8 protein-coding genes are annotated in these 12,431 nt (G+C 40.0%); 1 reads left to right on the top strand and 7 read right to left on the bottom strand.

Annotated features, from left to right (window positions below):
- Position 1 precedes the first annotated feature (1 nt).
- Entirely contained in the window at positions 2-2,575 is a 2,574-nt protein-coding gene (gene mobF / locus CWB62_RS04320; protein WP_138530737.1) for a MobF family relaxase, read from the top strand.
- Between the two features lie 153 nt (positions 2,576-2,728).
- On the opposite strand, the gene CWB62_RS04325 is transcribed toward mobF, so the two are convergent.
- The 7 genes from CWB62_RS04325 to CWB62_RS04355 form a co-directional block, all read right to left on the bottom strand.
- Positions 2,729-5,842, bottom strand: a complete 3,114-nt coding sequence (locus tag CWB62_RS04325; RefSeq protein WP_138530739.1) for an HsdR family type I site-specific deoxyribonuclease — start codon at positions 5,840-5,842, stop codon at positions 2,729-2,731.
- Positions 5,839-6,888 carry a virulence RhuM family protein gene (locus CWB62_RS04330; RefSeq protein WP_138530741.1) on the bottom strand — a complete coding sequence of 350 codons (1,050 nt, stop codon included), beginning with the start codon at positions 6,886-6,888 and terminating at the stop codon, positions 5,839-5,841. The genes CWB62_RS04325 and CWB62_RS04330 overlap by 4 nt, the downstream gene beginning before the upstream one ends.
- Positions 6,881-8,011, bottom strand: a complete 1,131-nt coding sequence (locus CWB62_RS04335) for an AAA family ATPase (protein ID WP_138530743.1) — start codon at positions 8,009-8,011, stop codon at positions 6,881-6,883. Before CWB62_RS04335 ends, CWB62_RS04330 begins: the two co-directional genes overlap by 8 nt.
- Positions 8,011-9,183: a restriction endonuclease subunit S gene (locus CWB62_RS04340; RefSeq protein ID WP_138532866.1), complete on the bottom strand. Its 1,173-nt coding sequence runs from the start codon at positions 9,181-9,183 to the stop codon at positions 8,011-8,013. Before CWB62_RS04340 ends, CWB62_RS04335 begins: the two co-directional genes overlap by 1 nt.
- Positions 9,180-10,745, bottom strand: a complete 1,566-nt coding sequence (locus CWB62_RS04345; protein WP_138529463.1) for a type I restriction-modification system subunit M — start codon at positions 10,743-10,745, stop codon at positions 9,180-9,182. The genes CWB62_RS04340 and CWB62_RS04345 overlap by 4 nt, the downstream gene beginning before the upstream one ends.
- A gap of 85 nt (positions 10,746-10,830) precedes the next feature.
- Complete coding sequence (locus CWB62_RS04350) at positions 10,831-11,070, bottom strand: HTH-like domain-containing protein (RefSeq protein WP_138529461.1); 240 nt, start codon at positions 11,068-11,070, stop codon at positions 10,831-10,833.
- Positions 11,071-11,766: 696 nt separating this feature from the next.
- Positions 11,767-12,351: a hypothetical protein gene (locus tag CWB62_RS04355; protein WP_138529459.1), complete on the bottom strand. Its 585-nt coding sequence runs from the start codon at positions 12,349-12,351 to the stop codon at positions 11,767-11,769.
- Positions 12,352-12,431: the final 80 nt, after the last annotated feature.

Below are 12,431 nucleotides of genomic sequence, written 5' to 3' on the forward strand. Positions count from 1 at the left end.
TATGAGCAATCCAGTACCAGTCAAAAATATTTGTTATTATCAACAATCTTCTTCAGCAGACTACTACCTAAAAGGGGGGGAGCCACCAGGAGAGTTTTTTGGTGAGCTTGTTCAGGAATTTGGGTTAGGTAGTTCAGTGAATGACAAACAATTTAATAACCTTATGAGAGGTTTCTGTCCAAAAGGAAAAACTAAACTCTGTCAAAATGCAGGTAGTGACAATAGGGTTCCTGCCTACGACATTGTTTACAGCCCCCATAAAAGCATTTCAATAATATGGTCCTGTAGTGAACTCGATGAGAGAGTAGCTATTCAAGCGGCTAATAACTCTGCTGTGAAGGCGGCATTAAGATTCTTAGAAGAGCATGCATCATTTTCAAGGCGAGGCCATAATGGAGCTTCGCTAGAAAAGCTATCAGGATTCCTAATTGGTATGTATGAACACAGTACGAGCCGAGAGCAGGATATGCATTTGCATATTCATTCGGTAATCATGAATTTGGCCAATCGTGACGATGGCACTTGGGGGGCAATTGTTGGTCGCTTTCTTTATACCTGGAGTGCAGCTGCTGATGCTGTTTATCAAAGTCAACTTGCCAAGCAAATGGCTAGTTTAGGATATAGCCTTAAAGTTTCTGAAAATGGAAAAGCGTTTGAAGTTTTAGGTGTACCCAAATCAATCTCAAAGCATTTTTCTAAGCGCTCAATGCAAATTGAAAAAAATATGGAAAGATATGGTAGTAGTAATCGTGCATCTAAGCTTGGAGATAAAATAGCTAGAAGTACCCGTAAAACTAAGGAAAAAGTTGACCGTCCTGCTTTGTTTTCAAGTTGGCAAAGGGAGTTAGCTGAACAGGGATTTGATAATTCAAATATAAAGTCTAATGAACGAAAGTTAATTGAGACGGCTAACCCAGATGAAAAATTTTGTGTGGAATCATTGCTTCAAGTGCTTGTCGAAAGCAAGTCTGTATTTAGAGAATGTGATCTTTATACTGAGGCATCTCTTCTTGCTTTAAGGACTGGTTATAGTGCATATCAGGCACAATTACTTGTGCAGAAAACCTTTGAGAATAAGGAACTCGTTAAGCTTGAAGTGGATAAAGGGCAAAATATATTATTTTCAACAAAAGAGGTCATAGCTGCTGAACAGGAGATGATATCGTTAGCTAAACAACTTAGTTCTTCAAATTTCCAATACAGCATTTTAGATCATGCTTTAGTAGAAGCTTTTGATGCGCAGCCTTTTGCCTTAACTTATGAGCAGAGGGAGGCAGCATACAAAGTGTGTTCTCCGAGTTGCTTATCTATCGTTCAAGGTTCAGCAGGTGCCGGAAAAACTACGCTGATGAAGGTTGTCGTTGATGTTTATGAGAAACTTGGAAGTAAAGTTGTAGGTGCCGCTAATACTAAAGCGGCTGCTTTTAACCTAGAAAAGCAAGCAAGTGTCGAAGGCTGTACTATTTGCCTTCTACTTAAATTGCTTGGCTCTAATAAACCGCCTTTAAAAAGGGGGGATGTCTTAATATTAGATGAGGCAGGCCAAATAGGTACCTTTCAAATGCTGGAATTGATGAGATATGCCAAACGGATGGAATTTAAGTTACTGATGGTTGGTGAAGATAAGCAGTTAGATGCGATCCAACATGGAGGGGTATTAAAGTATCTTTCATCACCAAACGTTATTGGAACTACAAAAATAGAAACGATAAAACGGCAAAGGCAAGATTGGGACAGGCAGTCGGTTGCAAATTTCCGAGATGGCCTTGCAGATAAGGCATTGGCTCAATATGTAAAGCGAAACCAAGTTCACATAGGCAGGGATCATGATGAAACGCTGGCTTTATTAGTTGATGCATGGAAAGAATTTATAAAAAAGAATTCAGGCAAGGAGTGCTTAATGTTGGCAAAACGATGGGCGGTTGTTAATGAACTAAATGAAGCCGCACGCCTTCATTTAAAATCATTAGATAAACTCGGTAAGGAAGATATAAGTGTAAGTGGCATTGTAAGTAAACATGCAGTTGAGTTTAAGGTTTCTATTGGTGAGCGGCTACGATTAACTAAAAATGATTATGCTAAGAATCTAACAAACGGCCATACAGGAACTGTAATAGAGGTAAAACGCAATTTAGATGATGAAGTTGTCTTACTTATCAAATTAGATATCGGTAGGACTGTAAAAATAAGAGCTTCAGAGTATTGCGACGAGAAAGGAAGGTTGTATTTAATTCCAGCTTACGCGCGAACGGTATATGCAAGTCAAGGGATTACTGTAAATGGAGAAACTTTTGTTTACTACGATAGCTCAATGGACAGGGCAAATACTTATGTTGCTTGCTCTAGACATAAAGAGAAGGCAACCATATTTGGCAATGCATCAGATCTTGAAGAGTACGTACCACTTTCTTATCAAAATGAACCAAACAAACCTTTAAAATTGCTTACTGCTATGGCTGCATGTATGTCCAGAGAAAGTAGTCCTAAATTAGCTTCTGAGTATTTAAAAAGTGAAGACTTAGTTCGATGTAAGTCAGAGGCTTTAAATCACAACTATATTCATTCTTTAATTTGATTTTTGAATGAAGGTGGGTAATCTTGATTTAAAAGCTACTTTTCAAGTTCTTCGACTTTTTTCACTCTGTTAATGTGTCAGAACTTGCTTAAATTAACACGTAACAGAAAGGGCTCAACGAGCCCATTTGTTGTTATTGTTGTATAAATAATATTAAACTTGTCCACCCACTCCTTTAAACTTCTCTACAAAAGCGGCGATTTTCTGAAACACGGTTTGCTTCTGGGTTCGGTACTGTGGGTTCAATGGGCTAAGTTTTGGTAGCGCCTCATTAAGTGCAGTGCCATTCTCAGAGGCATACTCTCGTTTGAGTGATGACGCAATATAGCGTTTGGCTGCATCTTCATTTAGCTTTTCAGAGGCAATAATGGTATCGGCTTCGTGCTTCTGCTCCGCCTGAGCAAACTTGAAGAAGGCGTCGATAATGCTGGCTTTGTCATTGATCTCATCAAGGTTTGTTTGGTTAATAAAATCAACCACTAAGCTCTCTTTAGATCTATTGCCAAGGCTACCACGGATCATACGACGGACTTCTTCTATCAAGCCTTCTTTGCTCTTGTTCTTCTTATTGTGATCAAAAATCAGTTCAAGAATGTAATCGAGGTTGATTTCTTGAGATTTAAGCAAATCAACTTCAAAGACCACATCGTCCCAGTCTACAGTTGACTTATCTTTATTCTGACCTTCTTTATCGCGTCGTAACCAGTCGCGCGTATCGTTGTAAGTAGAGCGATAATCTTGAATAGCACGTTCGCTAGGCATGTTGATGGCTTGCATTGCCTCGATGTCATCATCGTCCAGATAGAACTTTGATTTAAACTCTTCAACTGCTTGTTCATCATTGGTATCTAGGCTTTGCAGCGCTTTTAAACCAGCAAATTCATCATAGTTTTGTAAAATGTTTTCTGCTTTCAGGTATTCACCAAACAGCTTTGCAAATTCTTTTTTATCTTGCTCTTTCTCAATACTTTCTGGGTTTGGAAAGCGTTCTTGCAGCTCTTTAACGATATCAACAAACCCTCGACGCGCTTGTTTGTTAACAATATCGTAGAAGCCTTCCATGTATTCCTTGTAGCTCTTCTCCAATACCACGTTTTTGGTGTTTTTGTCACCAAACAAGGTGATGGCATCAATGGTTGCCTGTTCTAAATCACGGAAGGTAACAATATTGCCAAAAGTCTTAGTCGCATCATAAATACGGTTAGTGCGAGAAAACGCCTGCATCAAACCGTGATAGCGTAAATTCTTATCAACGAACAAGGTGTTAAGCGTAGGCGCATCAAAGCCCGTTAAAAACATACCCACTACGATGAGCAAGTCTATTTCTTGGTTCTTAACTCGTTGGGCAAGGTCACGGTAGTAGTTCTGAAAGCCATTACTGTCTACGCCGTAGTTAGATTTAAACATGGCGTTGTAATCGTTAATCGCGGCGCTCAAAAACTCTTTTGCGCTACTATTCATGGCATTGACTTCAAAGCTCTCATCTAAAATATCACCAATGGCGTCCTGCTCTTCATTAGCAGCAAATGAGAAGATAGTCGCAATGCGCAGAGGTTTACTTGTGGGGCTATTTTCTGCCTCGGCCTGCAATGTTTTGAAGGTTTCATAGTACGCTTTCGCTGCATCAACACTACTGACCGCAAACATGGCGTTAAACCCTTTTGCACCAGAATAGGCTCGATGAGTTTTCTGGTTAAAATGGCTCAGAATATACCGCGAGATTTCACTAATTCGCATGGGATGTAAAAACGCTTTCTTATTCTCGGCGGCACTGAGTTTTTTATCGTCTTGTTCAGTCTCAATGCTCTTAAATTGCGGACGAACATCGTTATAGTCCACTTTGAATTTAAGTACTTTTTCATCACGAATGGCATCCGTGATAACATATGTATGCAACTGCTGGCCAAACACGTCGCCCGTGGTTTCTGCACCCAAGGCGTTTTCAGGGAAAATTGGCGTACCGGTAAAGCCAAACTGGTAGTACTTTTTGAATTTCTTCTTGAGGTTTTTTTGCGCCTCACCGAATTGGCTGCGGTGACACTCATCAAAAATAAACACCACTTGCTTGTTGTATATCGCTAAATCGCTCTCATTCTTTATTAAATTGTTGAGCTTTTGAATAGTGGTAACAACAATCTTGTTATCGTCTTTATCCAGGTTGCTTTTTAGCCCTGCGGTACTGTCTGAACCATTCACACTATCAGGCGAAAATCGCTGATATTCTTTCATAGTTTGAAAATCGAGATCTTTTCTGTCTACCACAAAAAAGACTTTATCAATACTGTCTAAATCGGTGGCTAAACGTGCCGCTTTAAAGCTGGTGAGTGTTTTTCCTGAACCCGTGGTGTGCCAAATGTATCCGCCACTTTCAGGCTTAGCCCAATCTTTAGCGTTAAACGCGCTCTTTATCTTCCATAAAATACGCTCTGTGGCGGCAATCTGGTAGGGGCGCATTACCAGCAAAGTATTGCTGACATCAAACACCGAGTAACGCAATATTACTTCAAGCAACGTCTCTTTCTGGAAAAAAGTGGCGGTAAAGTCTTTTAAATCCTTAATAAGCGTATTGTCAGATTTTGCCCAGTTCATCGTAAAGTCGAAGCTGTTTTTGTCACGTTTCGTGGTATTGGCAAAATAGCGCGTGTCGGTGCCATTAGAGATCACAAACAGCTGCAAGAACTTGTACAAAGAGTTCTCGGCATTAAAGCTCTCTTTGCTGTACCTATGTATTTGGTTAAACGCCTCGCGGATCGCCACACCACGCTTTTTCAGTTCAATTTGCACCAAAGGTAAACCATTGACCAAAATCGTCACATCGTAGCGGTTGGCATGGCTTCCCGTTTGCTCAAACTGCTTAATCACCTGCACTTTGTTACGAGCAATGGTCTTCTTGTCGAACAGGTAGATGTTTTCTATATGGCCATCATCAAACACAAAATCGAAGATATAGTCACTATGCACCTTGCGGGTTTTGTCGAGAATATTGTCGCTGGGTGTGTTCAGGTATTGATCGCAAAAGCGAACCCATTCGGCATCAGTAAACTCAACTTTATTGAGCGCTTGTAGCTGTTTGCGCACATTCACCATCATGGCATCAGGCGTGGTTAGCGCAGGTAAATACTCATAGCCCTGATTTTTTAGGTCCTGAATCAGCTCTCGCTCTAAATCACCTTCGCTCTGAAAGTTTTCTGCTACTTTCCAATCTTTAGTGTATTTATCTAAAACAATAAAATTATTGGATTCTGCCACCGTTTTATAAGTCGTCATTCGTTTACATCCTTTTTCTTACTTCCATGCCCAAGTAGCTTTTTAACTTCGCGGTCAAAGTCAGATTCTATTTTTTGTTGTTTGTTAAATTGCTCATAAGCAGTATGGGCTTTTTGCTCAGCCGCCTTGCGGGTTACATTGCCATAGCCTTCTAACACTTGGTACTCATTAAAGGCTAAAAACTTATTCACACTTTCAGCGAAGGCTTCCATGGTAAAAGTATTACGGCGTTCAATAATACCTTCTATGTAATCAAAAAATGCTGACACAGCGCGTTCGAGCTTTTTAATTTCATCTTCTGCCAGATAGTTTTTCGCAACCGTAGTGTCTGATTTAAGTATCCGCCCCTCAGGTGCATTTTTATAAGTTGTCATACCCATTAATGGCTGACTGGCATCGGCTTTAAGTGCAATAATTTCAGCCGCAGTATGGCCGGTAATCGCAAAGTGAAACTTGTCTTGCACGTGGGCGTAAAATAAACGCGTAGTTTCTGATTTTGCATCGTAATCAATACTGCATTCAGCAAAAATATCGGTGATCTGCTGATAAATGCGTCGTTCACTGGCACGAATGGAGCGAACACGCTCTAGCAGCTCTTTAAAATAATCTTTACCAAATAAACGGCCATTCTTGAGGCGCTCATCATCCATGGCAAAGCCTTTGATGATGTAGTCTTTAATCAACTGTGTTGCCCAAATTCTAAACTGTGTGGCCTGCGCTGAATTAACCCGATAACCAACCGAAATAACGGCATCTAGGTTGTAGTACTTCACTGGCTTTGTTTGAGTCTTATCAGCAATAGCACCATGTGCAGTGGTATTTTCCAAAATGGAAATAACCAGTTCTTCTTGTAATTCGCCACTTTCAAAAATATTTTTCAAATGCTTAGAAATAGCAGGCACACCCACACCAAATAATTCAGCAATACGCTTTTGGGTCAGCCAAATGGTTTCGCCACTGAGTAATACTTCTACTTTCACATCACCGTTAGGCGCGGTGTAAAGTAAAAATTCAGAAGTTTGATCTTGTAGGCTGATGTTAGGCATTGGCTTCTCCTTGCAGTTTGAAACCATAGTTATTTAATAAATGTTCAAGTAGAAACTTAACAATCTGCTTCTCAGGTTCGGTAGGTTCTGCAACTTCTTCGTTTGATAATGAACGATGACTATAAAAGTGCATCACTCGTTTGGCGTATAGCTCGCGGCTTTCGGGTAATAACGCTGTCCAATCTGCGTACCCCAAAAATGCTGCGACTTTCTCATAAAGGTTGCGCAGCAAATTGAAGTGGAAACGCTGTATTTCATTGTTCGTAATAGCTTGTTCAATCAATTGCTTGATATACAAGTGATATGAAAAACTGGTATTCGCGCCACCTTTTTTTTCTTTTAGATCAAAGGTCCCATCTTCAAATCGTTGCAATAAGTAACAAATTTTCGCATTAAGCTCATTGTGTAACACATTGTAAAATAGTGGATTATGTGTCGATATGATAAATTTAAGCTTCTCAGATTTGCTTAACTTGATTAGTTCCGCCAAATTAACTGCAAGTTCAATTAAATGGTTTTCATCTAATGAGCTGACGGGGTCATCAATGAACACATATTCTAGCTGATTGAAGCTCTCATCATCCTCTTCATCAGGGTTATTCATGACCCTAACAACTTGCTCTAGAAGCCCATGAAAAATACTCCAGACAAAGTTACTTTCTTCGCCCTTAGATATTTTTACATGCTGTGCCCTTTCAGCATTTCCTCGCTCAAATGAAAACGTTACTTGAGTAAAGTCTTCATTAAAATGAGGCGTCAACTTCTCGTTGCTATAACGCTGAAACAACCTGGTGATGTTAGCCTCTTGACCTTGTACTTTTAATATCCAATCGATAAACGTATTGGGTTGGATTTTTAACTTAGGTTCTGCATCTGCATCTAAGTCGTTATCCCAGTAAAACAAGTCTTCTGTAAACGCGTTGTAATATAAAATCTTGTGGCGCGACAGAGGCGCTTGCTCTGCATCAATAAGCGCATCTTGCCCATCGTCTTTCGGCGCAATGATCTCTTTAAATTCACGCGACAAACGCGTTTTACCTGTGCCGTTAAAGGCATAGATCAACTGCACCTTTTTGTCGGACGCTTGCAACAACTCTGCTATTTCCGTTAGCGTTTTACTCATTAAGCGGCCTCATCTGAATAAGATTTCGGGAAGCTCAACAACAGGTCACGATAGTACTCGTATTGCTTTTGGCGTAATTCGATTTCGCGTGGGAGACCTTCTTTAATAGAACAGGTCAAGGAGTCAAATTTATCTAAGATAGCAACAATGCGTTCTTTTTCTTTTGGAGTAGGATTTGGAATTTTGATACTTCCTAAGTTCTTCTTATTCAACTTGGGCTGGGCTGCGCCGGAAATGTAAGGAGTTAAGTCGATACTATTCAGATAGTATTCAACGTACTTTCTCTCCGCATAAGTTTCAAATTTGAGCACGTGAGCATGATTATTTACCCATGTTTTACCACTAATACTAAATGCTATAGGAGTATTACGGGCTAATAGATTTGCGCCATCCTCAGAGACTAATAAGTAATCACCATCAAATATGTAATCCTTAACATAATCGACAATACCAGATGCGCCGTAGTATGGAATATCGCCAGCTTCTCTCAGCCCACTGGTAATTGGTTTACGCTTTGAGTCTAGATTTTCTGCAAGCTCACCTAACGTCTTCCACTCAACTTCGCCATCTTCAAAGCTCAACAACTGGTCGCGGTAGTAGTTGTATTGTTTTTTCCGCATGTCAAGCTCGGCGGTCAGCTCGGCGGTCAGCTCGGCGGTCATGGCAGTAAATGCGTCCAGAATGCGCACAATTTCAGTTTGTATTGCCAGCGATTTTTCTGGGTTATTTGGGCATGGGATGGGGCTCAAAATATTTTTAAGCATTGGCTTTGTAAGCTGAGGAATACCTGCTGGAGCAACTTTATAATTATTTTCAATCATTTTCATAAAGTAATAAGCATACCTAAGGTTCAATTCAACCTTAGGTGTAAGTACCAATAAACGAACGATAGGAAAAAATGGCCGATCTCTATAACTAGTCCACCCTATTGTTCCTCTTGCTGATATGGTTAAGCTTGGCTTTTCAATTTTGGCTTTATTTGTCCATCCATAAAGTGATTTATCACCAATGCCATTGGAAAGAATAGGGATATTAAACTCTTCGGTTTCAACACCAGATAAAGCATCTTTAGGCACATCGCCACCAGCATAAATATCAAAAAGCTTATCTAAAGGCTTCCACTCAACCTCAACCCCATCCAGCAGTTTATCTAAATAGTTCAACTGACTCATGCCTCAAGCTCCTCACCTTCAATCTCCGCAACAATGGCATCAATCTCACTGCGAAGCTGGTCGATTTTCGCAACGGTGGTTTTAAGTTCGGCGTTGAGCTGGGTAATATCGATGATTTCGCGTGTGTCTTTGGCTTCTACATAACTGCTTACCGAAAGGTTGTAGCTGTTGCCTGCGATAACATCCAAATCAACCGATTTAGCAAAATGCTCCACATTCTTTTTGCTGGCAAACACATTCATGATGTCTTCAATGTGCTGATTAGTGATAACGTTGGTATTGGTTTCTTTTTTAAAGTAAGCTTCGCCACTGGCGTCAATGAACTGGGTGGTGGTGTCGGTTTTGTGCTTAGACAGCACCAAAATATTCACCGCAATGGTGGTGCCAAAGAACAGGTTAGGTGCCAGTGAAATCACAGTTTCAACGTAGTTGTTATCAACCAAGTACTGGCGAATTTTTTGTTCTGCGCCACCACGATAGAAAATCCCAGGAAAACAAACAATCGCCGCACGGCCTTTACTTGATAGGTAACTCAGCGCATGCAATACAAAAGCAAAGTCGGCTTTTGATTTAGGCGCTAATACGCCAGCGGGCGCAAAGCGGTCATCGTTAATTAAGGTTGGGTCGTCGCTACCAATCCATTTCACTGAATAAGGTGGATTAGAGACAATCGCATCAAACGGCTTGTCGTCTAAAAAGTGCGGTTCGGTTAAGGTATCACCCAATTGAATATTGAACTTGTCGTAGTTAATGTTATGTAAAAACATGTTCATACGCGCCAAGTTGTAGGTGGTGTGGTTGAGCTCTTGACCAAAAAAACCATTTTCAATGATATGCGCATCAAAATGCTTTTTGGCTTGTAGCAGCAACGAACCAGAACCCGCCGCAGGGTCATAGATTTTATTCACACTGGTTTGGCCGTGCATGGCCAGCTGAGCGATCAATTTTGAAACGTGCTGAGGCGTAAAAAATTCGCCACCTGATTTACCCGCATTGGCAGCATAGTTTGAAATCAGGAACTCGTAAGCATCACCAAACAGATCGTTTTCGTTATCTTCAAATTGAGTGATGTTGAGTCCAGCTACGCCTTTTAATACAGCAGCAAGGCGTTTGTTTTTTGCCTCTACCGTATTACCTAAGCGATTACTGGTGGTATCAAAATCCGCAAACAAGCCTTTGATGTCTTTTTCTGAATCATAGCCATTGGCTGAGTTTTCGATTGCCGCAAAAATTGCTGCCAAATCAGTATTTAAATTTTCGTTCTTGTGTGCGTTGGCCGCCACATTGCTAAACAACTGGCTAGGGTAAAGAAAATAGCCTTTGGTTTTAATGGCATCTTCTTTGGCAAAACCGATGTTTTCATCATCATCGAGCATGGCCGCATAATTAACGCTGTCATCGCCGCCTGTGATGTAGTTGACAAAGTTTTCACTGATAAAACGGTAGAACAGCGTACCCAGTACATATTGCTTAAAATCCCAGCCATCCACTGAGCCTCGTACATCGTTGGCAATCGCCCATATTTGGCGTTGAAGTTCGGCACGTTGTTGGGTGCTTGTCATTTGTTATTCCTATTAAACTGTTACTAATACGTGTAACTCGACACGCATGAAAAATTCTAACTTGGGGGCAATTATATCTCTTCAATTAAATTCTGTCGGTATTTAACCCCGCAGTCTTAAGCCGGGTCGTTAAATTACGCATTTTGCTGAACTCTGTTCCTAAGCTTTGTTTAAGCCCCACACCTTCACAAAATTCTTTTGAAGTGATGTGCTTTAGTTCATCGGCATATTTGATCATTTGCAGGTGTAGCTCCGCTGTATACTGATTACGTGGTGCATCAGCGAGTGCCAACTTAATTTGCTCAAAAATTATTTGTTCAGACATGTTCAGGACTTATTTTTTATCATTTAGCTAAATTAGCTAATTTAGCAATAATATGCAAAGACTATCTTGTGATCGATAGTTGCTATACTTTTAGTTCCTTAACAGCATAAATGTTGTACTAAGGTTTTATGCTGGCTTGTGAAGAAATAGAGAAAGTATTGTTTAAAGCGAATATAAAATAGGTGTCTATAGCAAATTTATCCTTTTGCAATAATAAGTGCTGCTATACCCCATTGTAAAAAGCATTTAACTTATGTATTAAGATTGGAGTGCTTCCAAATATTGTAGGGTTACTAAAGCAGATTAAGTCGGGCAAAATTACATCGTAAAAAACTATTGGGCTGAAAGGATGGGGTTTAGAGTGTGTAAGTTATATGAATTAAACTTTTTACAATGGAGTGTAAGCTCCGAATTTAATATCGATAATCTGTAGCAAGATTTAGGTGATCACATTGATAATGTCTGGACTATTGCAGCGGGTCAACTGTGGGCAAGCACAACATAATTACTTTGTTTTATTCGGTGACATTTTTAGAATTAATTTGATGATTTTCAGCTGAGTTTACTTTTGACGGTTTGAGATGTTAAAAATGGTCGAAACTAGTTAACAGTAAGGGCGAATTTAGTATTCGTCATCTGGATGTCTATTTTTAATAAAAGCAGATTACCACATGTAATCTGCTTTTCATTAAAGTATTACTTTGTCAGTGTAGCTTGTGCTGCTTCATAAAACTCTGTTGGTATCTCTTTAAAATGCGATTGACTATCAAGGCCTTTAATAGCAATCTCTTTACCGACAAATGTGGTAAATAAATCAGTTTGCGATTTGTTAACGGGCTCGTGAAGACCTAAAAATTTTAGCCCTTTTGTTTCTGGAAAAATTATAGATTGCCAATAGTTGTCCAGGAAGCCACTGTCCGTGTCTAATTCCGAACCTGTAGTATAAATGTGATAAACTACATTGTCAGTACACTTTGTGAAGTAGAGTCTTTCCTTTCCAACCCAGGAGATTGCTGCTCGATGATGTCCTGCAAATTCAAACATAAGAAACACTTCTGATGATTTGGCAATATCAGGACGAGGCATAATTGCAAAGTTTGCATGTAGACCACTATCCCCTGAGATTTCTCCAGTAGATAAGATCGTAAGTGCTTCTTCGATAGTAGTGCCGTGGTATAGCGTCTGGAACAACTTGGAATGTACATCAGGAATAGCGTGAGTTTGATTCTCGAAGCTGTAAATTAATTCCATAGTTGTATAGCGTTCGTCAATTTCTTCCATGTTAATTTTCTCCATAATCTTAAAGACAAGTTTATTATATCACAGCTCACCCAGTTGAGATTTTGAAATAGTCAAAGTTT

It is taken from the genome of Pseudoalteromonas sp. S408 (assembly GCF_005886645.1).
In the GTDB taxonomy this organism is placed as follows: domain Bacteria; phylum Pseudomonadota; class Gammaproteobacteria; order Enterobacterales; family Alteromonadaceae; genus Pseudoalteromonas.

Bases quoted from the DNA above. Each gene is read 5' to 3' on its own strand.
- CWB62_RS04325 (WP_138530739.1), bottom strand. From the start codon at position 5,842: ATGACGACTTATAAAACGGTGGCAGAATCCAATAATTTTATTGTTTTA.
- CWB62_RS04330 (WP_138530741.1), bottom strand. From the start codon at position 6,888: ATGCCTAACATCAGCCTACAAGATCAAACTTCTGAATTTTTACTTTAC.
- CWB62_RS04355 (WP_138529459.1), bottom strand. From the start codon at position 12,351: ATGGAAGAAATTGACGAACGCTATACAACTATGGAATTAATTTACAGC.
- mobF (WP_138530737.1), top strand. From the start codon at position 2: ATGAGCAATCCAGTACCAGTCAAAAATATTTGTTATTATCAACAATCT.
- CWB62_RS04345 (WP_138529463.1), bottom strand. From the start codon at position 10,745: ATGACAAGCACCCAACAACGTGCCGAACTTCAACGCCAAATATGGGCG.
- CWB62_RS04350 (WP_138529461.1), bottom strand. From the start codon at position 11,070: ATGTCTGAACAAATAATTTTTGAGCAAATTAAGTTGGCACTCGCTGAT.
- CWB62_RS04335 (WP_138530743.1), bottom strand. From the start codon at position 8,011: ATGAGTAAAACGCTAACGGAAATAGCAGAGTTGTTGCAAGCGTCCGAC.
- CWB62_RS04340 (WP_138532866.1), bottom strand. From the start codon at position 9,183: ATGAGTCAGTTGAACTATTTAGATAAACTGCTGGATGGGGTTGAGGTT.